Here is a 26,246-nt window from a genome sequence, read left to right as displayed (position 1 = left end):
AATTAAATTAAAAACTATAGCTCACACCAAGGCCTCCACTAATCACAGAAGACTTATAAGTTCCTCCAAAAGACACATTCTGACCATCTTCCATAAAATAATCATAAGAACTATTTGTATCACTAAAGTGTAAATAAGTCAATGACATATCGATTGCTATACCATTCTTAAACTTATAACTAAATCCTCCTGTATAAGCACGAGAATCATTACGTGGTGTTTCTGGAGCAAAGTATCCCTCTTGTACAGGACTTTCGTCATAATACCAACCAGCTCTAAGTGTTAACTGATCATTCATTGTATACTGTAATCCTAAACGATATGTACTTGAATCTTTATAGTTACGTGGATTTACAGATGTTCCAATTGTAGGGTTATCCACAAATTCTATCTCTAATGCTTTATAGGCATTCCAGAATGTTCTATTATAATCAAAAGCAAATAACCACTTATTCCAAGTATAAGACGCTCCTACTGCCAATTCTGCTGGCAAAGGCATTTCTGCTTTAATTTTACCGTTTTTAAACAATCCTTGACCATATCCTGGTACATCATAGAATTTTGACTTACCACTCTTTTCATCCATGACAATTTTAGAACGATAGTTTAATCCTAATCTTAGATGATCATCTACATTCACCATATATCCAGCTGTCCATCCCCAAGCAGTAACGTTCTTAGCTTCTACTGTTACATTCGTTCTATTCCCTTGCTCATCAGTCATGCTACGAGACAAGTTTTTATTAAATGTCACTCCACCATTTACGAAAATAGGTCCTCCACCAAAACTGAAGTGTTTACTAACTTTAATAGCTACCGTTGGTTGAAAATAGATTGCTTTTAAATCAATATTATTAACTAAGTGTGAACCTTGCCAATCTTTATCCCATTCCACTTTACTACCATATGGCGAATAGATAGCTAGACCAACTGTCATCCAATCAGTAGCCTTATAAGTACCGTATGCGTAGAATGGTGTTCCTGGATTACGAGTTTCATTCTCCCATCCATAAGTTTTATTCTGAAATTTAGTATCAGCGACTAAAACGCTAACACCTCCTGAAAAATTAAACTTATCTTCCAAATAAACAGATGCAGCAGGGTTAAAGAATAAAGATTCCGCACCACTACTTATGACTGCTACTCCCGTATGTCCCATTGCAAGTTGTTTATTTCCTTGCATTGCAACTCTATATCCTCCAGCAAAGGCTGAAGTCGATATCAAAGTAAGTAGAGACAGTGATAATATTTTTCTTATCATAATTAACTGTTATTTATAATTCGTTTATCTCAAATATATACAGTTCTATTAGTTTTACAAATATTTAAGCCTATTTTTAACATTCATATTTTTACTTTTTAATTATTATTAAAATATAACTCAAATAAACTCATTTTAATACAATACAATTAACAAATTAAAAGAATTATGCATGCATACATTAACAGCACATATATTTAAAAATCAACAACATCTTGCATTTTTATTAAACCACTGATTATCTAACAACAAAAACAGTCAATAAAAAAGAGATATACACTCGGTATATCTCTTTTTACAATATTTCTTAATCTACATAGACTAAAAACTTCTATATTCCACTATCCCATTACTAGGAACAAATGTTTTAAGAATAGAGGTATCTGTATTACTAAAAAAGTAATTAGTTCCTTTACTTTCTCGTGTTGTAAGTAAGTCTAATTCTTCAAGTATTTTTTTCGTTTGTTTAGCAACTGCTTTACCAGAATCTATAATCTTTATTTCTTTAGGAATAATAGTTTCTATAATAGGAATTAGATAAGGATAATGTGTACAACCTAAAACTAGAGTATCTATTCCTTTCTCTACCATTGGTTCTAAATAAGAACGAAGTAAATCCTTCATCTCTTGAGAATGAATTCCTCCATTTTCTATCAAATTAACTAGATTATAACCTATTTGCTCAATGATCTCTATATCAGGATACATCTTAACCTTAGAAGTAAAGAAGTCGCTTGTAATTGTTCCTTTAGTGGCCAATATACCTATTTTAGAAGTCTTCGTTAAGATAGTAGCTGGTTTTATAGCAGGCTCAATTCCTATAATAGGAATATGACATCTAGCTCTCATCTCGCTTATTGCATTGGTCGTTGCCGTATTACATGCTACTACTACAATCTTACAATTCAGAGAGACTAAATACTCAACATTTTTAAGAGATAAATCTATTATTTCTTGTTTTGTTTTGATTCCATAAGGAGCATAAAGCTGATCACCTATAAAGATGGTGTCTTCGTTTGGCATTAAGAGATTAATCTCTTGCCAGATAGTTGTTCCTCCTATTCCAGAGTCAAATAAACCTATAGGGTTGTTCTTAGTCATATACAAATATAAAAAAAACCACTCTTTAACAAGAGCGGTTTTGATTATGATTATCTAGTTAAACTAAAATTAATTAGCTCCTAATTCTTTTTTTACATCAGCTAAAAGGTCTGCACCTCCAGCTAATAAAACTCCAGAACCATTAGAAGAATCTAATACATAGTCAAATCCTTTAGATTTTCCTACTTTCTGAATAGCTGCCAAAGCTTTTTCTACGATAGGTTGAGTTAACTCTAATTCTTTCTTACCGTAATCTTGTTGAGCTGTTGTTTGGAATTGTTGAATTCTTTGTTGTAATTCATCGATTTCTTTAGCTCTTTCTTCATTTTTAGCATCTCCTGCAGTAGCAGCTTCTGCTTGGTATTGTTGAATCTTAGTTTGGTAAGTAGACATCATTGTAGAAATTTCTTTCTCGTATCCCTCACCTATTTTCTTTAATTCAGCATTAGCATTTTTCATCGCTGGTAATTCTGTCATTAAAGCTCTTACGTCGATATGTGCTACTTTAGATTGAGCCATTACCGCTGTAGTACTAACTCCGAAAAACATTGTAGCTGCAATTAATAAAGATTTCATTTTTCTCATCTTTCTCGATTTTTGATTTATATTTTATTGTTATTCTACTTTTTATTAGCTTCTTCAGCTTTCTTTCTCGCTTCTTCTTGCTTTTGCAAGATTAATAACTTTCGGTCCTCTTGTTCCTTTAAGATACGCTGTCTTCGCTCTTCTTGCTTACGTAGAGACTCATCTATTAACTCTTGTCTCCTTTTCAACGCCTCTTCCTGCTTACGCTTTTGCTCTGCTTCTCTTTTTTCTTGAGCTATTCTACGTTCTTCTTGTAATTTCTCGATATCCACAGAAGATTTTTTCGACTGTTGATCTAAAGCTTGTTGTTTTCTTCTCTCTAACTCCTCTTGTATCAGTCTATCTCTTTCTGCTTTACGTCTATCTGACTCAGCTTGTTGCTCCTCCATCATTTTTAGACGCTCTTGAGTTACCTGCTCTCTGTTCTTCTCATTTTGAAGACGTTTATCCTCTGCTTGCTGTTGACGCTCTTGAATCAACTTCTTCTGAGCTTCGATCTTATCCGCTTTTTCTTGTTTCAGCTTCTCTTGCTTCTCTATCTGCTGTTTGATTTGTTCCTCTTTTCTTCTCTTAAGTTCTTGCTCTTTCTGATAGTTAACATCGTTTGCTAGCTCTTCTTTTCTCTTCTTCTCTTCAATTCGCATGATACGTTCAGCTTCTTCTTTACGTCTCTGTTGCTCTTCACGTCTACTCTGCCTTAGAGACATTGCATCCTCTTTCTGTTCTTCTTCTTCGACAGCTTGTGCTTCTGATTTAGTCATACCTTGCTTTCTACGGGCAGTAGCTAGTCTACGTAAAACTAAGTCGCTAATATCGTGTTTTTTTGTAGCAATCACCATAGTAGCTTCAGAATTTTTATCTAAAACGTAATCAAATTTACGAGCTTCAGCAATATCTTCCACTACAGCAAAAACTTGATCTTGTATTGGCTTAGCCAACATGATTTTCTGTGTTATCAAATCACCTGACGTTCCAAATCTTTTTTGTTGATATTGAAAAAGTTCTTCCTCTAATATTGATATCTCTTCTTCTTTCTCTTCTATCAAATCTCTAGTTAGAAGAATTCGCTCAGCAGCTAAGTTATCTTTTAGCTTTTTGATTTCAGCCTTCTTTTTATCAACATCACCTTTCCACGTATTCGCTCTTTCATCTAACTGGGTAGTAGCCTGTAGATACTCAGGTGTCTGACTTAAGATATACTCCATATCAATGTAGGCTACACGAGCACTACCACCTTGAGCCACTACCGATACTAATCCAAAAATACTAAATAATAAAGTTAAATACGTTTTCATTCTAAATCAAGTTTTATGATGTAACTAGTACATTAAAACGATTGCCCAAGAATAAAGTGTGTTTGGAATCCACTCTTCTGAGTAGTACCTGGTACAGAATCGAATCCGTATCCAAAGTCAATACCTAACAATCCGAACATTGGCATGAACACACGAACACCAAAACCAGCAGAACGTTTTAATTCAAACGGACTATAGTCTTTAAACGATGCAAATGAGTTCCCTGCTTCTGCGAAAGTCAACACATAAACTGATGCACTTGGCTTTAATGTAATAGGGTAACGTAATTCTAACGAAAATTTATTATAAATAGTACCTCCGATTTGTTCTCCTCTATCATTATATGGAGTTAATGTCTGATTTTGGTATCCTCTTAACTGAATTACCTCACGACCATCTAATGAATAATTTGCTAGTCCGTCACCACCTACATAGAATCTTTCAAACGGAACTACTCCTCTATTATTGTTATAAGCTCCCATATATCCAAATTCTCCTAGTGCACGAACTACTAATTTATCATAGATAGTTGTATACCAATCTCCTTTGAATTTTAATTTATAGTATTCTAACCAATTAAATTTCTTTTGGTCTACTTTAGCCACATCTGCTGTAGCATCTTCCCAATTATTAACTGGTCTATAGCTAGAATCTAAATAAGTTCCTACAGGGATAGTCGCTCCAGTTACTGGATCTATCGCTCCTGCTTTTGCTCTTAATTTATATTCTTGTTGATCACCAAGATTTTTATAATCCACATTGTTAAACAACGAATATGGAGCAGTAAACTTACCACTAACACTAAAGAATGAACCAAACGTTGGGAAAATCGGGTCATTACCACGATTATCACGTCTTAATTCAATCTGATAAGCTAAGTTACGAGAGTCTCCATCTCCGAATGTAAATAATCCTGTATTATAATTTTTCATATTATAATATTGAAAACTCAAAGTATGAGATAATACAAAGTTATCATCTGGCACACTTAATTGTTTAGCAATACCAAATTGCAATGTTGTAATATCAAATCCTCTACTTCTATCTGTACGACGATTCACATAATCATAAAGATTCTGTGTACTATATGCTACTGTACCAAAGAAGTTAATAGGCTTACGTCCTCCGAACCATGGCTCAGAGAAACTTATACTATAGGTTTGATAGTAAGTACTTCCTTGTAGACGTAGTGATAAAGATTGTCCATCTCCCATTGGGAAAGGCTTATAAGACTTCTTATTAAATATATTTCTCAACGAGAAGTTATTAAATGATAGTCCTAATGTACCGATGAATCCTCCACCACCGTATCCTCCTTGTAACTCAACCTGGCTTGATCCTTTTTCAGTTACTTGCCAATCGATATCAACTGTTCCAGAGTTTGGATCAGCATTTTTCACATCTGGAATAATAGCTTGTGCATCAAAAATATTTAATCCTCCTAATCGTCGGATTGTTTCCATCACTAAAGATTTACTCCATATCTCCCCTGGACGAGTTCTTATATCTCTATGAACTACGTGGTCATGTGTATTATCATTACCAGAAACAGTAATATTATTAAACCTTGCGATAGGTCCTTCCACAATTCTTACCTCGAAATCGATTGTATCATTAGCTGTTCTAACCTCAACTGGGTTTACGTTAGAGAATAAATATCCATTATTCTGATACACATTTGATATATAATACCCATCAGGATCAGTCTTATCATCTATACGTTTATCCAGTAAGACTCCGTTATAAACATCTCCTTTTTCGATACCCAATACCTGTTTTAATTGGCTATTTGTATAAACAGTATTACCAATAAAACGAATATCACCGAAGTAATACTTATTCCCCTCAGTAACATCAATATTTATACTTATTCTATTGGTTTCAGGATTATAACTTGTTGTATCAGCAATTATACGAGCATCTCTATAACCATTCTCTTTATATTTACTAACAAGCTTATCTAAATCCTCTTCATATTTAGCTTTGATAAACTTAGAAGGTTTGAAAATGCGCAATGGATTGAAAGGACTACGTTGCTTAGTCTCCTTCATTGCTTTTTTCAATTTCTTATCACTTAATTGCGTATTACCACTAAAAGCTATCTCTTCTATACGAACTTTCTTCCCCTTATCTATTCCAACTAATAGTTCTACTGTTCGGCCTGTCGAGTCAGCTGGAATAGTATTTAACGTTACTTTTGTATTATAATAACCATCTTTCTTATACTTATTTAGTAAGAAATACTTAGTAGTAGACAGAAAGTTATCATTAACAATTTTACCCCTATTCAGTTTTGCTTCTTTGATAAGAGCTTCAGACTTTGCCTTTTTAAAACCTTTAATCTTTACACTTTTTAAACGAGGCAGCTCATTTAAAGTTAGTTCTAGATTAATAGTGTCATTTACAACAGATGTTTCGTAGAAGTTAATATCAGTAAATGAACCAACCTTCCATAACTTTGTAAGAGCATGCGAAAGCTCTTCTCCAGGCACAGCTATTTTTTGGCCTTTAGAAAGCCCTGTAAAAGTAACTATCGTTTGTGGGTTTAAGCTATATTTTCCTGTCACTGTTATATCTCCTAAGGTATAGATTTTAGGAGCTTCAAAAGAAGGGGCTTTTATACTGTCCTGTGCATGCACATGAGAGTATACTAGACCAGCAATAAACAGTGCAAAAAGAGATGTACCTTTTTGAAACATTAGATTCGTTTTTTATTTTATTTGTTCACTTGTTTTTCCAAACCTTCTTTCTCTATTCTGATAAGTAAGAAGGGCTTTATAAAGTTCCTCTTCCGTAAAGTCCGGCCAGAGTACCTCTGTAAAATAAAGCTCAGAATAAGCGATTTGCCATAACAAAAAGTTACTTATTCGTTGCTCTCCACTTGTTCTAACTAATAGGTCAACATCAGGTAGATCACTCGTGTAAAGATGATTATTTATAACTGATTCATCTATATCAGCCTCCGAAATTAAGTTATTTTTAACTTTAAATGAAATTTCTTTTACAGCTTTTATTAGTTCAGCTCTAGAACCATAGCTCAACGCTAATGTTAAAGTCATTTGAGTATTGTCTTTAGTCTGATCCAATACGTCTCTTAATTGAGCTTGTACTTTTTCTGGCAATAAAGATAAATCACCAATAGCATTAAGTTTAATATTATTTTTCGTAAAAGTAGGGAGTTCCTTTTTTAGTGACTTCACTAATAATTTCATTAACATATCTACTTCCAATTTGGGACGATTCCAATTCTCAGTAGAAAACGCATATAAAGTTAAATGCTTAATTCCTAACGTAACGCATGTGCTAATAGTAGTACGCACGGACTTAACACCATTCTCATGGCCTAGCGTTCTTAGAAATCCTTTTTGTTTTGCCCATCTACCGTTACCATCCATAATGATGGCTAAGTGATTAGGTAAGTTGTCTGTGTTAATCTGTTCTTTCAAATTCATTTAATCTGCACAATAACATGGGTTATTTCCAAAAGTATAACTTATCGATATACCTGAGTAAAAAAACCAATCATTTCCGTTTTTACCAAAACCATAAGACTTTTTATTTGCTTCTGTAGGACTACTTCCATCTAAATTATTAGTAAAAGTATAATGTGCAGCTACTTCAGCATTCAGATTTATCTTAGGCGTAAGTCTTAATTTTAACCCACCCGCAAAAGGTATAGTCATTGAATTTTTCTTACCTCCTTTTACTAAATCTACACTTGTCGACTCAAATCCTTCTACAGGTGTACTTGGTCTAAAGTAAATATCGTTATATCTTATACCTGATACGCCAACAAAAAGGTAAGGTGTAAAACCAAAATTCTCTTGGTGTAAATCGAACTCAAAAAAATTAAATTCAATACCTACCGATAATTGTTGAACAGTATTAGTAAAACTATATCCTCTTTCTTTTCGACTTCCCATATCAGATTTAGCATCATCACCCCCTATTTTATGATGTGAATAACTAATTCTAAAAGAATGTCGAGGGCTTCTATTCCAACGATAAAACACATTGTACCCCATATCCTTTGGTGCTATATATTGAGTAGAACCAATATCTCCTACATAATTAGAACCACCAAGCCCTACACCGAATTCGTGAATCTGAGCTTTAGCTATAACTGTTGTAAGTAGCAGTAATAGAGATATAAGAATTTTATTCATTCTGTTAAAATAATTTACAAATATAGTAATATAGACCTTTCAAAATCTATTTTTTTCTCACGGATTGCCCAAATGAGGTTAAGCTATTTTGTTCTAAACGTAGAAAACCCTTAAAAAGTATATAGTTCGTTGACTTTTTTAATTTCTCTTATCCTCTCCCCACAGTAATTTATTTCTCAATGTCTTAATAAAACTTTGAGTAGGGAACTCTACTAAATCTACTGTAAAAGGAGCTTTAGTGATAATTAACTCAGTATCATTATCCACTGCCTTTGTTGTTGTATCTAATGACACTAAGAACTGCTTCTCTCTTGAACTAACTTTTAACTTAATTGTCAAATTATCTCGAATAACCAACGGTCTCACATTTAAATTATGCGGTGCCAACGGAGTTAACACAAAACATCCCGTCTCAGGTTCTATTATCGGCCCTCCACAGCTTAATGAATAACCAGTAGACCCTGAAGGTGTAGATATAATCAATCCATCTGCCCAATAAGTAGCTAAAAACTCATCATCTAAATAAGTTTCTACTGTAATCATAGAGGTTGTATTCTTTCTTGATACAGTCACCTCGTTTAAAGCATACTGAATATCAAAAGCATTATTTTCTTCAGGTAAACAATTTAAGCTCAACAAGGATCTCTTTGATCTCTTAAACTTATTTTCAAACAACAAAGGAATATGCTCCTCTAAATTATCGTGTTGTACATTAGCTAAAAATCCTAATCTACCTGCATTAATTCCCACAATTGGGATATCCGTATTTTTAATAAAATTAGCGGCGCGTAGCATTGTCCCATCACCTCCCACGCTAATAAAAAAATCCACTTCACTAGTCAATGGATTATTCGTTCCAAACGTTTGGTATTCTTTATCAAGAATATCTTGTTCATTCAATAGACTGTAAAACTTTTCTTCAAATACGACCTCTGTGTTTTCGTATTTTTGAAATAAGTTAAATAACCTACGTACTATATTTTGTACTATAGGTTTGGCAGTCTGTCCATAAATCGCAAACTTCATATTATATGTTTAGATATTTATTAAGGTATTCTGTTCTTTCCTTTAGATCATTAATATGCGTATCTTCAGAAAGTGTACTGACTATCTCATAACCATAACGTCTTAAGTCATCTAAAATAACCTTTGTATTGACACTATTAGTTTTAACTAATAGTTGAGTATTATGATTATTGTTAGACAATAGTAATAGACCTATCATTTTAGCATTGTTACCTTCTACTATTTGTGTTATTTCTGAGAAACTGTAATCTAAATGTCCTTTTTCAATGACAAAAGTAGTACCCTTTTCATCAAAAAACATTGTTTTACTCCATTCATTTAACAAATATTCTTTAGAATATATTCCTTTTACTTTACCTTCTTCGTCTAATAGCGGAATAGTATTCGTATCACACTGACTAAACAAATCAAAAAAATCAAAAGGATTCAAATTCGAAGACTCTAAAAGGTAGAACTTATCTAAATCATACATAACATCCTGAATAGTGCTATCGATATCAGCTGTATAAATATCTTCTGTATTGATATTGCCAATCCAGATTTCATCTTTATTCACCACAGGAAGATGAGAATAATTACTTTTTTCTAGATAAGGAAGTACATCTTTAATAAGCGTATTCAATTTACAGATAGGATAATCTGTGAGTAGAAAGAAGTCAGGAGATAACATAATTCAAGGTTATTATTTAGAAGTGCAAAATAATCAAAAATAAAACAATAGACGTTAATTATAGTTTGTATTTTTGTCTTTAAAACTTTATTTTATGACTAAGCTATCTGTTAATATCAACAAAATTGCTACTCTAAGAAACTCAAGAGGAGGAGATGTTCCTAATTTATTGCAAGTAGCCAAAGATGTACAAAAATTCGGAGCTCAAGGAGTAACTATACACCCTAGACCTGACGAAAGACATATTCGTTATCAAGATGCACGTGATTTAGTAGACGTAGTCTACACTGAATATAATATAGAAGGTAATCCTATGGATAACTTCTTAAACTTAGTATATGAGTGCAAACCTACCCAAGTAACATTAGTTCCCGATGCTGTAGATGCACTTACTTCTAATGCTGGATGGGATACCATTAAACACAAAGCATTCTTACAAGAAGTAATTCAAGAGTGTAAATCACGTAATATTCGTACTTCTATTTTCATAGATCCAGTATTAGAAATGGTAGAAGGTGCTAAAGTTGTAGGTGCTGACCGCATTGAGTTATATACTGAAAACTTTGCTGCTGAATATGCAAAAGGAAATGAAAACGCTATCATACCTTATACTCAAGCTGCTGAATTAGCAAACCAACTTGGATTAGGAATTAATGCAGGACACGATTTAAGTCTTGACAACATTGAATTCTTTAAAAACAATATTCCTAACCTACTAGAGGTTTCTATAGGTCATGCCTTAATATCTGAATCTCTTTACCTAGGATTAGAAAATGTAGTAAATATGTACATCAGAAAATTACAATAATGGCAGATATATTATACTCTAAAATAGAAGGCGAAGGTATCCCTTTAATTGTTATGCATGGATATATGGGAATGTCTGACAACTGGAATACTTTTGGTAAACAAATGGCAGAAGTAGGTTACGAAGTACACCTATTAGATCTTAGAAATCACGGTCGCAGTTTTCATTCTGACGATTGGTCTTATGATTTTATGGTAGAGGACATCGTTCGTTATATGGATTATCACGCTATATGTGATGCTATCATATTAGGACACTCTATGGGAGGAAAAGTAGCGATGAAGTTAGCCACTCGTTACCCAGCTAAAGTAGAAAAACTAATTGTAGCAGATATTTCACCGCGCAGCTACGCCCCACATCATCAGGATATATTAGCAGCGCTTAACGCTGTTGACTTCTCTACTAAACCAAGTCGAAAAGAAGTAGAAGAAACCATCGCTTCTCATATTCCCGAAATCGGTACACGACTTTTCTTATTAAAAAGTTTATACTGGGTAGAACCAGGACAACTAGGTTTCAGATTCAATCTGAATGCTTTTAATCAAAATGAAGATGTCGTAGGTGAAGGTGTAGAAGAAGGTGCTGAATACACAGGAGACACGTTATTCATTAGAGGGGGAAACTCTAAGTACATTCAAGAAAAGGATGAAGTACTTATCCAAGAACACTTCCCTAATGCAATCATCAAAACGATTCCAAATACAGGACATTGGTTACATGCAGAGAACCCTCAAATGTTCTTCGATATCGTTAAAGAGTTTCTAGGATAGACAAAAAAATATCACTTATAATAAAGGTCTAATACTTCGTCAGTATTAGACCTTTATTTATATGTAAAATGTAGTTCTCATTCGCCTTGTTCTCATTCGCCTTGTTCTCGTTACCGCGACTTTATGTATATTACCTACAACTTGTATATAATTGTACAAATTCTTAATTCTTAATTAATCATTTGTACCAACTAGAATACATCACATAATTATCTGCTATACGCTCTACCTCACCCCCAAAGTCTGACGCACTTATATCTTTTACCTTTTTAGCAGGCATACCAGCATATATAGAACCTGCCTCTACTACCGTATTCTGAGTGACAACAGCGCCAGCAGCAATTATTGTATTGCTGTGTACAACACAATTATCCATTACAATAGCTCCCATACCAATTAATACATTATCATGTATTGTACATCCATGCACCATAGCATTATGCCCTATAGAAACATTATTACCGATCACAGTCGGATGCTTTAAGTAGGTACAATGGACAATAGCCCCATCTTGTATATTCACCTTATCGCCTATCGTAATAGAATTCACATCACCGCGAATGACAGCATTGAACCATACACTACACTTCTCTCCGAATGTAACATCACCTACTATAGTGGCATTCTCTGCCACATAGCAGTCCTCAGGTATTTGAGGATATTTTCCTCTTATTTCTTTTATAATCATAATATATAGCAATAAAAAATCCCGATAAATATCGGGATTTTTTTATTATTTAATCTTTTGCAGTTGGACAATTACACTCTAAACTTGTACGTTTAGGAAATATATTAAACCCTACTGTAAACTGATGGAAAGCACCATCACCGAAAGTAAGATCTCCCATTAGTTTAGTATAAGAGTATGCAAAACTAACATTCTTATAGTTTCCTCCTAGCATTGGAGAGATATACTGATAACGTTGTGTTTTAGACTTCCCATTCTCGAAATAATCTGTTCCATTAAAGTTAGATCTAAAAGACGCTCCAGCCCAAATCTTACCAAAATCAAACTGTCTATAAACCTTCATATTAACATCTAGTGCAAAATCCTCACGCTCTTCAGTATACTGAGCTAATATAGATGGCTCATAGATCCAACCTGTTCCATATCTCGTATTTCCAAATGCATACCCTGCACCTAAAATATATTTTCTAAAGTTATTGCTCTCTGTATCCGAGTATAATTTACTAGAACTCGTTACCGCATTCTTCACTGTAAACATAGAGAAGAAATTCTGATAGTGATAAGCTGCACCAAAATCAACTGAGAAATAAGAATCTTTTAATTCTAGTCCTCCTGCTACATTAGGATCAAATCCTCCAAACTCACTCTCATCTAACTTCGTCTGAGCAAAACCTGCACTCAATCCAAATGACAATTGGTTTAAGTCATAACGTGACTCACTAAAGGTAATATGGTGAGCATACGTCGCTTTAAAACCAGTCTGTGAGTGATAACCATTCTTATCATTGAATCCGATAATTCCGATAGCTGATTGATCGGTTAGACGAGTACTGGCATTCATTGTCATAAGACGAGGAGCATCATCTACACCACTCCACTGTTGTCTTACAGTCAATCTAACATTCGTACTATTCTTAATACCTGCCATAGCAGGATGTAAAAGATAATAGTTATCTGCTAAATATTCAGAATTTACCGTTAGTCCTTCTTGTGCAAAACCAATTTGAGAAATCAATAATGCTATAGCTAAATAGCGCTTCTTTATTATATTCATAACTTAATTATCTTTTTAAAGAAAAGTGTCCTTTATAACTTACCTTACGTCCATTCATATCATTCGGAGCTTTAAAATCATTTACAAACTCCACAGTGAACCAATAATCTGTAGACGGCATCGGTTTTCCATTCCATGTTCCATCCCATCCCTCTGTATGTGGGCTTAACTGTTTTAATAATCTACCTGAACGATCATAGATATAAATACGAGCCTCATTGTGTCCTTTTAGACCTGGTATATTCCATGTATCATTATATCCATCTCCATTAGGAGTAAAATACTTAGGATAACCAAACACTGAGAATTTAACTGATGTAGAACATCCTGTTACTCTATTTCTTGCATAAGCAATATGTTCTCCTATTGGTATATTATAAAACTGACTTGAAGGTTGGAATGCACTATTATCAATAGCAAAATCATAACCATCTGTAATAGGACTTGTTCCTCCATCTAATACACCTAAGCGCACCATCGTCTCTCCTTTTTCATCAATCTCCATACTGTTCAGCATTCCTGTTGCATCTACTCCTTCCACTACCGCTACTGGTGGTGCTTTTACTGTCCATACTATCGTCTCTGTTGAACAAGACTGTACTCCAGGATAAGGAGAAGTAGCATAGCTTGCTATTGCTCTATAATTACCAGATTTATCTATCTTAATCGAAGTCTGGTTCCCACTTCCAGGTACTGTATTATACACTATCCACCCATTCTCTCGACTTACTTCATATTGCCATGTTATAACAATAGGTCTACCTTTTACATCCTTATTCTCCACACTTAATACGACAGGAGCTATTTCATTCGTCTCTGTATTAATACAAAGTTGTTGAGTGCTTTCTTTAGGGAAATAATCTATAGCTAATTCTACCCCAAGAGAAACTTTAAAAGAAGAGTAATTATCCGCCTTACAATCGAAACCTTCCGTCATGATCACTCTAGTATAAATCGGTCCTTTTACTTCTCCCATCTTAATAGGGTAAGCCGTTACTTTACTCTCAGGCATACGGTTTACATCAGCTTCTGCATCCTTTTCATTTTCATAATATACAGTTGTTATTTTATCTGTAGGATTTAAGTTTGGTGTATTTGTAATAGAAGTTTTCCCCATTACAGTCCCCTCATATCTTCTTAAATTCACAGTAGATTCTCCTGTATTATTTTCTACTTGACAGTAATGAAAAACTTGAGTTGACACTTCTGCTGTCTTTAAATTATCATATCCTAAAGAAGCGTAGAAAAAAGCAGTATTGAAATTCTTATCTTCTAAATTCGTTAAACGAGCCCATATCTTGCGAGTCTCATTTAACTTCACTGTTATCTCTACTCCTACTATTTTATTTGTATTCGCGATTGCGTCTTCCTCTGAATTAAAATATCCTATAGAATATTTTCCCTTAGGATCAAATCCTTCTGCTGCTTGTTCTTCATCTGTAGCTATGGTACGCCCATCAGCTATTACTTTTGTTTGACCATCTATAGTCAAACTGTATGAAGCAATCTTACTATCACAATAAGAAACATTCTGAAGAGGAGGAATAATTGGTTTATCTATTACTTTAAACACTACTTTCTGACTTGTTGATACAAGAGGATTAGCTGATTTAGCCAACTTATAAGAAATGCGTGCAGTAGCATCTGTCCCATGCGCTCCCTCATAAGGTTTAGAGATATCTATTGGATTCTCATTTCTCTGAGCATCATAAGCAGTCTTGTGAAAAGTAATCGTATAATAGTCTGGATTTTCACCAGTGCCTAATAAAGCAGGTATTGTCTTTTTCAAGTCGTAATTACCATATCTATTTGTATCGTCTTTTCTTGTCTCTACAGATTCTAATACTGGGTTAACGCCACTCACTTTTAACTTCTCTACAAAAAGCGTGAACTGACGTGTAGCAGTCTCTCCATCAAGAACGATCTTCGCTTCAATTAATTGGTTCTTATTTGTAGTAAACTTATTAATCTCAGCATCTGTTAGCTTAGTTTTACTAGTACCATCTACTTTGAAAAGCTCTGTATTAGAATTTCCGTAGTACAACTGGTTTTTATCCTCTAACAAAACAAATGTAGCATTACCTTCTTTATCAGCATTTTGATACTGATCAGGACGTCCTGTAACTCTATCATTTAATGTAGCTCCTTCTTCTGGCTTCACTTTAATTAAAAATGGGCTAACCGTTACTTTTGTAGCATCTACTACAGATTGCACTCTAAGAAACCTAGTCAATGGTGCTGTAGTAGGATTAAACTTATCCTCATAAAGAATTTCGCTTATTATTTTATTCGTATTGCGATTAGCTTCATCTTGAGTATTGTGAAAACTATAGATATATCCTTCAGGAACAATAGCATTTCCCTCAGCATCTACAACTAATCCAGTTGTTTTGTTTTTTATTGCCTCACCTAAGAATACTCTAAAATTCCCTGATGTGCTATTCTTTGGAAGAGCCTGTTCTATATCATGAGGTTTCCCAACTTTCACCTCAGGTTTTGGCTCATCTTGGTCATTATATACCTCAACTATCTCTCTATTACCTAGATATTCAAAAGGGTTTATACCTCCAGCTACAGCTCCTACTGACAGAACTCCTGAAAGTACAAATAATGAAAGCCACATTCTTTTGCCCATTTTATCGCTATATTAAATTGTTAGTGCTTACTAATGTTAATTAATTGTTTAAAAATCTTATCTTCGTGACGCTTAGCATTTTTCTTTGCTAATTTTGAAAAAAACTAAATTAACATGTCAAAAATACAAATTCAAAATACGTCAAACCCAACAATTATAAAATTTGTTTTACCAGATTTTATAGCTAAGGGAGAAAACCACGAGTTCAAAAATATTGATGAGACTGCAGAATCACCTTTAGCGAAGGAATTATTCTATCTTCCTTTTGTTAAAACGGTTTATATCTCAAATAATTTTATCGCCATCGAAAAATTTTCAATTGTCGAGTGGGATGATGTAAAAGAAACCGTTGCAGATCAGATAGAACTATTCTTGGCTAAAGGTAAGAAAATCTTAATAGATTCTAAAAAAGAAATAAAAAAGCAACCAATTACTATTTACGCTGAATCAACACCAAATCCTTCAGTAATTAAATTCGTTGCCAATAAATTATTAACAAAAAAAGGTGTAGAGTTTAAAAATATAGATGAAGCTAGTGCTTCTCCTCTTGCTAAAGAGCTTTTTAAACAATCTTTCGTTAAAGAAGTATTCATTGATGAGAACTATGTTTCTATTTCTAAATATGACTCTTTCGAATGGGATCAATTAGTACAGGTTACTCGTGCCTTTATCAAAGAGTTCTTAGAAAATGGTAATCTAGCAGTAGACGAATCGCTTATTCATGATGTTAAAGCAATTGAGGCGGCAGCTGACGAACACTTTGACTCTTTAGATGAAAAGTCTCAACGCATCATTAATATCCTTGAAGAAAACGTAAAACCTGCTGTACAAGCTGATGGTGGTAATATCGCTTTCCAAAAATATGACCAGGAGTCTAATATTGTACATGTACTTTTACAAGGAGCATGTAGCGGATGTCCTTCTTCTACATTCACTTTAAAGAATGGTATAGAAGGAATGCTAAGACATATGCTTAACGATGAGAAAATCATTGTAGAAGCTTATAACGGATAGTAAACAACTAGATATAAAGAAAAAGGTAGGGGCTGTCTCATTGCAAAAAGAGACAGCCCTCTTTGTTCTGATATTTTAGATATTGTTTTAGGGGATTTTTTTTGAAATATTGCAACCTTAGAGGATTGAAAAAAACATTTCGGAAAAAAAAGGGTAAAAAGAGTCTTTTTAGGCAGCTCTCTTTCTGATATTTTGTGCAATTGCCAATAATCCCCATTCTATTGCGACTTTTTCCTTACCACGAAGCATAAATCGGCGGAACCCATGGTTCTGTTTAATATTTCCGAAAACTGTTTCTACATCGTGACACCTTTGTTTACGCTTGTCAATACCTTCTTTTGTAGTGAGTAATTTACTTGCTTGTTTTCGGTGTCGTTGTAATTCAAAGTTTATCTCTATAGTCCGATTGCCTTTTGCTTTATGACACACACCATTTAAAGGACAACCTTGACAATTTTTAGCTTGATACTGCCTTAATGTTTGGATAAAGCCTGTAGTTGTAGTTTTTGTTGTATCTCCAATATAGTGCATTTTTTGTCCCATAGGACATACAAAATAATCACCTTTGTGTTGGTAAAACAATTTATCTGTTGTAAAAGGCTTTGTACTTTGCTTAGCATTCTTTCTTGGTTTTTTTTCTACTTGTTCCTGCTCTTGATCAAAAGTGTTATACTTCACAAAAGCTTTAATTTCTTCCCCCTCTAAATAGGTGTAATTTTCTTGACTACCATACCCTGCATCTGCTATAACAGACTTTGGATATACTCCATAATTCTCTTTGAATTTTTCTAAGTGAGGTATTAATGTAGTTGTATCAGTTGGGTTTGAATGTATACTATAGGCTAGGATATATTGATTGTTGGTTGATATTTGAACATTGTAGCCTGCTTTTAGAAAACCACTATTCATATGATCTTCCTTCATACGCATAAAAGTAGCATCCTTATCTGTTTTAGAATAAGAATTACGATCTTCTAATATAGCTTCATGCTCTTGGTACTCTTGAATTTTTGTAGGATACTCTTTAGTAATATACTTCAGTTTATTCTTTACTTTCTGATCAACATCTGGATTGTCTTTTAGCGCTGCATTTAATGTATCAATGGCTTGAGAGATAGCTTCTGTATCTATTTTCTTAAAATCTGGAGGAGGTGGAAGTTCACTTTCTTGTCTAGCAATAGAGTCTGCATACCCCCATATCTCTAGGATTTGTTGAACCATCTTTTCTTTATAATTTGAAATAGCTTTCTTCCAAACAAAGGTGAATTTATTAGCATTGGCTTCGATTTTAGTTCCATCAATATAAGCCTCTTCAATACTGATAAAACCTTCGGCTATAAATAATTCAACAATCTGAGTAAAGATCTGCTCTATATAACCCTTAAGTTTTGAAGAGCGAAAACGATTAATTGTATTGTGGTCTGGGTAAGACATACCACTCAGCCACATATAATGAACATTCTCTAAGCAAGCCTGCTCAAGCTTGCGACTACTGTATACATTGTTTAGGTAACCATAGATTAAAACTTTTAGCAACATCTTAGGATGATAACTGATACCACCACATTTAGAGTAGCTATCATATAAGCTTTCTAAGTCTAACTTATCTATTACTGTATTAATAATACGTACAGGATGTAATTTAGGAATAAAATCATCTAAGGAATGAGGAATCAAGCTCATTTGATTCTGAGCGTAGTATTTAAATCTAGGGGATTGTTTTGCCATAAACACATTGATTTAAGATTTAAAAATACTGATAATCAACGAAATAAACAAATTTTAAAAGTATAGATATACCAAATATTGAATAAAAAAGAGGCTGTCTTTATGAGACAGCCCCTACCTTTTTTTGTGCTTTATTATCTAAGTAGAAGGTAGAAAATCAGAAATCTACTTCATTACACTCCTAAATATCATAAAAACAAAATGAGGTTGCCTAGGCAACCTCATTTCTTCACTTAAATTAAATATAGATTAGCTCATTCTTTTGAATGACTTCCTCTTAACATCAATTTCGAAATCTCGAAACAATTCTAACAATCCAATTGTAGACTTGATTAGATCATCAGTCTCAAATAAAATAGAGAAGTATAACTTACTATTTTTAGGACTTGTCTCTGTCGTACGAATACGAATGATTTGTTTCTGGATTAACTTATCTACAGTAGCGATTAAATCATCTTTTTCCTGTAGGATTTCTTCTATCTCAGAGAATTTTTCTTCTGTAAATAATATGATTACTTTATCGAATAATACTTGAAGCTTTTTATCTATTAGTTTTAAATCTCTAATTTGATTAAACTTCAGTTTCTTATGGTTATTGTCAATATGCGTATAACTATTCTGAGCAATAAAATTGATAGACTTAATCATATCTTGTAGATACCCTAGTGTCAATACATAGAATTTACTTGCTTCTACAGAAGTTTCATCTAGATTTTTAATAAAGAAGTACACATTACCACGTAAGTTATCCACTTCTTTTTCTAGCTTCTTAAGCTGCTTTCTACTTTTCTTTAATTCTGTCAATTCTTGCAGAGCCACACCATCTATCACCGAAGTATATAATTCATTTGCTCTTGTAATCACATTAGCGATTTGAGAAGAACTTTCTGAAGCTACCCCTTGGATAGTCATAATATCAACGCTATCTAACTTCGCTTCATTATCTGCTTTTTCTTTTGTCTTCTTATTATACATTTTATTACTTCTGTATAATAAAATTCCCACTAGAATTAACATTCCTACTAAAGCGTAGATCTCTCCTATTTTTAATACATAAGCGATCACAAAAGAAGCAATAAATGCTACAATAGCTGTTACGAACCAACCACCTATCACATTAAACACCCCTGCTACACGATACACAGCTGAGTCTCTATCCCATGCTCTATCCGCAAATGATGTACCCATCGCCACCATAAAAGTCACATAAGTAGTTGATAGTGGTAATTTCATAGAAGTACCGATAGAGATCAAGATACTCGCCACAATAAGGTTCACTGAAGCACGTACCATATCGAATGCTGGTTCATCCTTTGGAGTTCTACTCTTTGGTTTCTTAGGAATCTCAAAGCGCTTATCCATTTTGAGCTGTAGTGATTTTGGCAAGAAGTAATTCACTCCCATACCGATTAACACCATACCTCTAACGATAACCTTAGACAGAATATTAGGTGAGAATTTCTCCTCTGTACTTCCTGTATCTTGTCTTGCCAAGCTCATTTCTGTCTCGATTACATTCTTCGCTTTCTTAGATGTCCATAAAGTATACACCATGATAATACCTGCAATGGCTAAAAAATAGAAAGGAGCAACTACACTCTCTTCTGCTAACTTATGCATCATATAAGTATCAGGAGACTGACCCGATGCCATAAAGAACTCAAATGATTGGAATGCTGCAATAGGCACACCTATAAAGTTCACTAAGTCATTACCTGCAAAAGCCAATGCTAATGCAAATGTTCCGATAACGATAATTACTCTAAGTATATTTAACTTAAAGATACTCATCAGTAATTGAGAGAATATAGTCCAAAACACTAAACTAATCCCTATAATAGTTAACTGATTATCTCCAATCCAGTTACTAGTTTCTTTTGTAATAAAACTTGCACCTTTTAATCCTTTTACCAAGATAAAGAAAGTAATAGCAGTAATAGCTACCCCTCCGAATATCGCTCCGAAGTATTTTAACTTTTGTTCCACTTGGAAGGTAAAGATCAACCTAGAAACGTATTGTACTAAAGTACCTAACGTAAAAGAAAGTATTACTGACAGTAATATACTGACTACAATCTCGGTGGCCTTCTCCGTATTGATATAATCTGGCAACATAGACCAGCTATCGTTATTAGATACGATTTTGATTACAGCAAGACATACTGCAGAACCTAATAATTCGAAAACAATAGATACTGTAGTAGATGTTGGCAACCCTAAAGAGTTAAACACATCCAGAAGTAGTACATCGGTAATCATCACCGCGAGGAAGATGACCATCACATCATTAAAGGAGAACATACTAGGGACGAATATACCACTTCGGGCTATCTCCATCATCCCTCCTGAAAATATCGCTCCTACTAGAATACCTAGTGAAGCTACAATCATAATTGTCTTAAAAGTAACCGCTTTTGAACCCAATGCTGAATTCAAGAAGTTCACCGCATCGTTACTTACTCCAACAGTTAAATCGATAATAGCTAATACCCCAAGGGCTATAAGCATTACAATAAAAATCTGTTCCATTTATAAATTCTATTTAAATTAAGTGTGCCGCAAAATTGATTATAATAATTCATACCTATGTTAACTTAACGTTATTAATCCTTCAGCTTCTTTTTATAGTTAAAATACATTTGACTACTTTTGTTAAGCAACAACAATATCATAATCTCATCATGAATTTATTACACTTAGAATCAAGCCCTTATTTATTACAACATGCCAATAACCCTATTTATTGGAAAGCGTGGAATAAGGAAACTTTAACACTAGCTGAGCAGGAAGACAAACTTCTTATTATCAGCATAGGATACTCTACTTGTCACTGGTGTCATGTTATGGAAAAAGAAAGTTTTGAGAACCAAGAGGTAGCAGATCTTATGAATCAACATTTTATCTCTATCAAGGTTGATCGTGAAGAGCTTCCTCATCTAGATAACTTCTATATGAAAGCAATCCAAATTATGACAAAACAAGGAGGATGGCCTTTAAATGTTGTTTGTTTGCCTGATGGTAGACCAATATGGGGAGGAACTTATTTTAAAAGACAAAATTGGATAGATTCTTTATCACAGTTACATCACCTGTACAAAGAAAAACGCGATACTGTACTAGATTTCGCAACACAACTACAAGAAGGAATATCTATTCTAAGTCAAGCACCTATAGCACAAGAGGAATCTAGATTCAATACAGACCTTGTATTAGAGAATTGGAAAAAGAGTTTTGATTGGGAATATGGAGGGTATACACGAGCGCCAAAGTTCATGATGCCTACTAACTTACTATACTTACAGAAAAAAGGAGTATTACACCGAGATCAACAACTATTAGAATACATAGACCTTACGTTAACTAGAATGGCATGGGGAGGTCTATTTGATACAGTAGAAGGTGGTTTCTCTAGATATTCTGTCGATCATAAATGGCATATTCCTCACTTCGAAAAAATGCTTTATGACAATGCACAACTGTTATCTGTATATGCAGATGGATATAAACGTACTCACAATAAACTCTACAAAGAAGTTATTGACAAGACAATTAATTTTATTACTAACAATTGGGCTAATGGTGAAGGAGGATATTATTCAGCACTAGATGCAGACAGTTTAGACAGTCACAACCAGCTGGAAGAAGGTGCTTTCTATATTTGGACAATAGAAGAATTAAAAGAATTAGTCCAACAAGATTTCCCTTTATTCAGTACTGTATTTAATATCAATTCTTTTGGACATTGGGAGAACAACCAATATGTATTAATCCAAACCCGTGAATTAATAGATATCGCTAACGAGAATAATATCCCTCTTGAAGACTTAGAAAATAAAAAAAAGCAATGGGAAACAGCTCTAAGACAGTATAGAGCGAATAGACCTAAGCCACGCCTAGATGACAAAACACTCACTTCGTGGAATGCTATGTACATCACAGGATTATTAGATGCATACACGGCTACTCAAAACACAGCTTATCTAGAACAAGCTAAAGCATTACACCTATTCATCCACAATAACCTATGGTGTGAAGAGCGTGGACTATTGCGTACGTATAAAGATGGAAATGCCAAGATAGAAGCTTTCTTAGACGATTATGCCTTTTATATACAAGGATTAATTTATCTATTTGAACACACAGAAGAACAACAATACATCACAGAAGCCAAAAATCTTATGGACTACTCTTTAGACCACTTCTTAGATCACGAGAGCAAGTTCTTTTATTTTAGCAAGCATAACCAAGAAGATACTATTACACCAGCGATAGAAACAGAGGATAATGTTATCCCTTCTTCTAACGCGATTATGGCTATAAATTTATACAAACTCGGTTTGCTATACGAGAATAGTTACTACAGTGATCTCACAATTAATATGACGAATACTGTACTCTCTACTGTTGATTATCCTTCAGCATACTCACATTGGCTATTGCTACAACTATATTTAGAGCAACCACTTGAGTTAACATGGGTGGGTGCAGATGCTCTTCAACACAATCTATCGAGAAGAGAAAACATAATAACGAGAGCTTCTGTATTCTCAGTATCCTCACCATCGACTGTCCCTTACTTAGCTAAGTATACACCTACAGAAGAGACTTTACATTATATTTGTATAGAGAGAGCGTGCTTAGCACCTGATACAGATCATACACAGATAGATAATTATACTTTATAAAATATGCAAAAATTAGATACTTTATTATCTAGATACATTGAAGATATTATTACCTATATACCTGAGATAGTGACTTCACTTATCATCTTAGGTATAGGTCTATGGGTTATTCGCTTCTTACAGAGATTAGCAAAAAGAATATTCTTAAAAAAGAATATAGACCCTACTTTCTCTAGCTTTATTCTAGATGTATTAATCTGGGGAATGCGAATACTCTTATTTGTTATCATCGCCTCAAAGCTTGGTATACAAACTAGTTCTTTTGTAGCCATTATTGGTGCAATGAGTTTAGCCATTGGTCTTTCATTACAAGGATCATTGAGTAACTTCGCTGGAGGTGTATTAATTATTCTATTTAAACCATTTAGAATAGGAGATATTATAGAGGCACAGGGAGAAACAGGTAAAGTACTAACCATACATATCTTCTCCACTCAGGTACTAACTTATCAGAACAATATAGTGTATATCCCTAACGGAGTACTATCTAATGGTAAGATTAAAAATATTACACAGAACAACCTTAGAAGAGCTGAAATAGCAGTGCAAACAACTCTACTTAAAAACACAACAGTCTTTATAGAAAAACTACAAGAGGAGCTAGATTCCTATGACAAAGTACTTTCACAACCAAGACCTAGAATATTAATCAGAGAGTTATTAGATACTAAGATTACGTACACCGTACAGATATGGGTAGAGAATGATAACTTTACCGTTGCTACATCTTATGTACTCTTAAAAGCGAGAGAAATTAGTGATGCGCTATAATAGATAATTATTCAATAAATAAGGGCTGCTAATTTATAGATTAGCAGCCCTTATTTATTATTATTTATTTCTTCTTTTGAATGAGAACAAAGTCTTTAAGATAGAAAGGCTCAAAATAAGCCACATCCACAAACTCTTCTTTCACATACTTATCATAAGCCATCACTCCCATTTCACTTGCAGAAGGATATGTAATCTCAGGATAGTACATAAAACCTTCCGTACCTAATGTTTCCTTACACTTCATTGCTCCATCCCCTATCAGATGTAATTTTGTTCCTTTATATTGATTAAAAGAGTTTTCATCAATAACGATTGCCTCTATTTCACTTAATTTATTATACTCTTTATCAAAGACTGCGGAGAACACTTCCATACGTCTAGCATCTAGCATTGGTACGATCAGTCCTTCTGTCACCTCCACCTGTCTTGCTAATATCTCTAAAGTGTCTAATGCTATTAAAGGAATCGACAATCCATAACAAAGCCCCTTCACTGAAGATACTCCTATGCGCAAGCCTGTATATGACCCAGGTCCTTGACTAATCGCTATAGCCGAAAGATCTTTTAAAGTCTTGTTATTCTCTTTTAATATTTCTTCTACAAAAACGTGTAGCTTCTCAGCATGAGAGAAATTCTCTTCTGCTATCTCCTTACACGCTATTACTTCACCAGTCACTGATAATGAGACAGAACAGTTCTTAGTAGCTGTCTCAATAGATAAAATCGTTATCATTATTATTTTTTACTTTCTACTTCTACTTTATCTCCATGTTGAAGGATTCTACTTACAGTCGAATATGGCCCTGTAATAATCACATCCTCAGCATGAAGGCCTTCTATTATTTGAATATTCGAGTCGTCTTTTATTCCAGTTTTCACAAATTTAAGCTTTGCTGTACCGCCATCATTAACGAATATAGCTTCTCTCATAAGCTCTTTATCGAATATCTTCTTTCCTTCTGTTTTATTCATAACAGTATCAGTAGGTGTTTTCATTACCACAGCACTAATAGGTACCGCATAAATATCATTCTTAACATCAGTAATAATATCTACAGCTGCAGTCATACCTGGTCTAAATGGAGAGTAATTCTCAATATCCTTTTTTACCAAGTCTTGGTATGATTCTGCTAAGATTTTAATCTTTACTTTAAAAGTCGTTACCTGATCAGCTGATACTGTCTGATTAGAAGCAGAATTAGAAATACTAGTCACTACACCTCTAAACTCTTTTTTTAGATAGGCATCTACATTAATTCTTGTCTCATCACCTAGTTTCACTTTTACGATATCATTTTCATTAATATCGACTTCTACCTCCATTCCACTAAGGTTAGCCACTCTTAAAATCTCCGTACCTGCCATCTGTTGGGTACCTAACACTCGCTCTCCTAACTCTACATTCACTCTAGAAATCGTACCATAAGCTGGTGCGTATATCGTCGTTCGAAGAAGATTAGCTTTTGACTCTGCTAGTGCAGCCCTAGAACTCTCTACATTATAATAAGCAGAAGATTGAGCTGCTTTAGCCACTTCATACGTTCGCACTACTAGATCCCATTCAGAACGCGAAATCACTCCCTTGTCATACAATCTACTATTTCGATCATAATTAGATTTAGCCTCTTTTAACTGAGCTTCAGCCTGTGATAATCCAGCTTTACTCGTCGCTAACATCGCCTCTACTCTCTCCATAGCAGAAGTATATAAGTCTGGATTAATTACGACTAATAGATCTCCCTTATTAACGACCTGTCCTTCTTTGATTGGCAAATTTATGATTTCTCCAGATACTTCTGAAGATATTTTAATCTCTATTTCGGGTTGTATCTTTCCTGTACCTGATACTGTCTCGATAATATTCGTCTTTTCTAATTCTATCGTTTCTACTTTAGTACGATCTTCTTCTTTACCGAAAACAAACTTTCCAATAAGTAAGACAGCCACTATAAGGATACCAACTACTATGATGTATTTTTTCTTCAT

At 34.0% G+C, this 26,246-nt stretch carries 21 protein-coding genes; 5 read left to right on the top strand and 16 right to left on the bottom strand.

Annotation, left to right across the window (positions count from 1 at the left end; all coding sequences use genetic code 11):
• Positions 1–7: 7 nt before the first annotated feature.
• From MYRA21_RS08615 to MYRA21_RS08575, 9 genes are all read right to left on the bottom strand, one after another.
• Positions 8–1,261, bottom strand: a complete 1,254-nt coding sequence (locus MYRA21_RS08615; protein WP_006257319.1) for an OmpP1/FadL family transporter — start codon at positions 1,259–1,261, stop codon at positions 8–10.
• Positions 1,262–1,582: 321 nt separating this feature from the next.
• Positions 1,583–2,362, bottom strand: coding sequence for a glutamate racemase (gene murI, locus MYRA21_RS08610; RefSeq protein WP_006257320.1), 780 nt, complete (start codon positions 2,360–2,362; stop codon positions 1,583–1,585).
• Positions 2,363–2,431: 69 nt separating this feature from the next.
• A complete protein-coding gene (locus MYRA21_RS08605) occupies positions 2,432–2,947 on the bottom strand; it encodes an OmpH family outer membrane protein (protein ID WP_006257321.1) in 516 nt (171 codons plus the stop codon).
• A 35-nt stretch (positions 2,948–2,982) separates the two neighbouring features.
• Positions 2,983–4,242, bottom strand: coding sequence for an OmpH family outer membrane protein (locus MYRA21_RS08600; protein WP_006257322.1), 1,260 nt, complete (start codon positions 4,240–4,242; stop codon positions 2,983–2,985).
• Positions 4,243–4,274: 32 nt separating this feature from the next.
• The gene (locus tag MYRA21_RS08595) at positions 4,275–6,941 is read right to left on the bottom strand and encodes an outer membrane protein assembly factor (protein ID WP_006257323.1); all 2,667 of its coding nucleotides are present in this window, start codon (positions 6,939–6,941) and stop codon (positions 4,275–4,277) included.
• 12 nt (positions 6,942–6,953) lie between these two features.
• Positions 6,954–7,694, bottom strand: a complete 741-nt coding sequence (locus MYRA21_RS08590; RefSeq protein WP_006257324.1) for an isoprenyl transferase — start codon at positions 7,692–7,694, stop codon at positions 6,954–6,956.
• Positions 7,695–8,408: a DUF6089 family protein gene (locus MYRA21_RS08585; RefSeq protein ID WP_006257325.1), complete on the bottom strand. Its 714-nt coding sequence runs from the start codon at positions 8,406–8,408 to the stop codon at positions 7,695–7,697. It abuts the gene before it with no gap.
• A 138-nt stretch (positions 8,409–8,546) separates the two neighbouring features.
• Positions 8,547–9,434, bottom strand: a complete 888-nt coding sequence (locus tag MYRA21_RS08580; RefSeq protein WP_006257327.1) for an NAD kinase — start codon at positions 9,432–9,434, stop codon at positions 8,547–8,549.
• A 1-nt stretch (position 9,435) separates the two neighbouring features.
• A complete protein-coding gene (locus MYRA21_RS08575; protein ID WP_006257329.1) occupies positions 9,436–10,104 on the bottom strand; it encodes a CBS domain-containing protein in 669 nt (222 codons plus the stop codon).
• A 94-nt stretch (positions 10,105–10,198) separates the two neighbouring features.
• On the opposite strand from MYRA21_RS08575, the gene MYRA21_RS08570 reads away from it, so the two are divergent.
• Both MYRA21_RS08570 and MYRA21_RS08565 read left to right on the top strand, forming a co-directional pair.
• Positions 10,199–10,912 (top strand): pyridoxine 5'-phosphate synthase, encoded by a 714-nt coding sequence (locus MYRA21_RS08570; protein ID WP_006257330.1) that lies wholly within the window; start codon positions 10,199–10,201, stop codon positions 10,910–10,912.
• Positions 10,912–11,682, top strand: a complete 771-nt coding sequence (locus tag MYRA21_RS08565) for an alpha/beta fold hydrolase (protein ID WP_006257331.1) — start codon at positions 10,912–10,914, stop codon at positions 11,680–11,682. The genes MYRA21_RS08570 and MYRA21_RS08565 overlap by 1 nt, the downstream gene beginning before the upstream one ends.
• Before the next feature lie 178 nt (positions 11,683–11,860).
• Here the strand turns inward: MYRA21_RS08565 and MYRA21_RS08560 are convergent, their stop codons facing one another.
• The 3 genes from MYRA21_RS08560 to MYRA21_RS08550 are packed head-to-tail and all read right to left on the bottom strand — an operon-like array spanning position 11,861 to position 16,059.
• Positions 11,861–12,370, bottom strand: a complete 510-nt coding sequence (locus MYRA21_RS08560) for a gamma carbonic anhydrase family protein (protein ID WP_006257332.1) — start codon at positions 12,368–12,370, stop codon at positions 11,861–11,863.
• A gap of 49 nt (positions 12,371–12,419) precedes the next feature.
• Positions 12,420–13,424 carry a type IX secretion system membrane protein PorP/SprF gene (locus MYRA21_RS08555; RefSeq protein ID WP_006257333.1) on the bottom strand — a complete coding sequence of 335 codons (1,005 nt, stop codon included), beginning with the start codon at positions 13,422–13,424 and terminating at the stop codon, positions 12,420–12,422.
• Positions 13,425–13,431: 7 nt separating this feature from the next.
• Positions 13,432–16,059, bottom strand: coding sequence for a T9SS type B sorting domain-containing protein (locus MYRA21_RS08550; protein ID WP_230493135.1), 2,628 nt, complete (start codon positions 16,057–16,059; stop codon positions 13,432–13,434).
• Between the two features lie 114 nt (positions 16,060–16,173).
• Here MYRA21_RS08550 and MYRA21_RS08545 point away from each other — a divergent pair, with 114 nt between their 5' ends.
• Positions 16,174–17,073, top strand: a complete 900-nt coding sequence (locus MYRA21_RS08545) for a NifU family protein (RefSeq protein ID WP_006257335.1) — start codon at positions 16,174–16,176, stop codon at positions 17,071–17,073.
• 168 nt (positions 17,074–17,241) lie between these two features.
• Here MYRA21_RS08545 and MYRA21_RS08540 read toward each other — a convergent pair whose 3' ends face one another.
• Both MYRA21_RS08540 and MYRA21_RS08535 read right to left on the bottom strand, forming a co-directional pair.
• Positions 17,242–18,801 carry an IS1182 family transposase gene (locus MYRA21_RS08540; protein ID WP_006261699.1) on the bottom strand — a complete coding sequence of 520 codons (1,560 nt, stop codon included), beginning with the start codon at positions 18,799–18,801 and terminating at the stop codon, positions 17,242–17,244.
• Positions 18,802–19,050: 249 nt separating this feature from the next.
• Positions 19,051–21,330, bottom strand: a complete 2,280-nt coding sequence (locus tag MYRA21_RS08535; RefSeq protein ID WP_006257336.1) for an inorganic phosphate transporter — start codon at positions 21,328–21,330, stop codon at positions 19,051–19,053.
• A 152-nt stretch (positions 21,331–21,482) separates the two neighbouring features.
• Between MYRA21_RS08535 and MYRA21_RS08530 the strand changes: the two genes are divergently transcribed.
• Both MYRA21_RS08530 and MYRA21_RS08525 read left to right on the top strand, forming a co-directional pair.
• Positions 21,483–23,486, top strand: coding sequence for a thioredoxin domain-containing protein (locus tag MYRA21_RS08530; RefSeq protein ID WP_036496592.1), 2,004 nt, complete (start codon positions 21,483–21,485; stop codon positions 23,484–23,486).
• A 3-nt stretch (positions 23,487–23,489) separates the two neighbouring features.
• Positions 23,490–24,257: a mechanosensitive ion channel family protein gene (locus MYRA21_RS08525; RefSeq protein ID WP_006257338.1), complete on the top strand. Its 768-nt coding sequence runs from the start codon at positions 23,490–23,492 to the stop codon at positions 24,255–24,257.
• A gap of 64 nt (positions 24,258–24,321) precedes the next feature.
• Here MYRA21_RS08525 and tsaB read toward each other — a convergent pair whose 3' ends face one another.
• Positions 24,322–24,993, bottom strand: coding sequence for a tRNA (adenosine(37)-N6)-threonylcarbamoyltransferase complex dimerization subunit type 1 TsaB (gene tsaB / locus MYRA21_RS08520; RefSeq protein WP_006257339.1), 672 nt, complete (start codon positions 24,991–24,993; stop codon positions 24,322–24,324).
• 2 nt (positions 24,994–24,995) lie between these two features.
• Positions 24,996–26,246 carry an efflux RND transporter periplasmic adaptor subunit gene (locus MYRA21_RS08515; RefSeq protein WP_006257340.1) on the bottom strand — a complete coding sequence of 417 codons (1,251 nt, stop codon included), beginning with the start codon at positions 26,244–26,246 and terminating at the stop codon, positions 24,996–24,998.

The sequence above is a fragment of the Myroides sp. A21 genome (genome assembly GCF_000807225.1).
Classification (GTDB): Bacteria; Bacteroidota; Bacteroidia; order Flavobacteriales; family Flavobacteriaceae; genus Flavobacterium; species Flavobacterium odoratimimum.
Note: the sequence above shows the minus strand (reverse complement) of the source record. Positions and strands in the feature narration are given on the sequence as shown.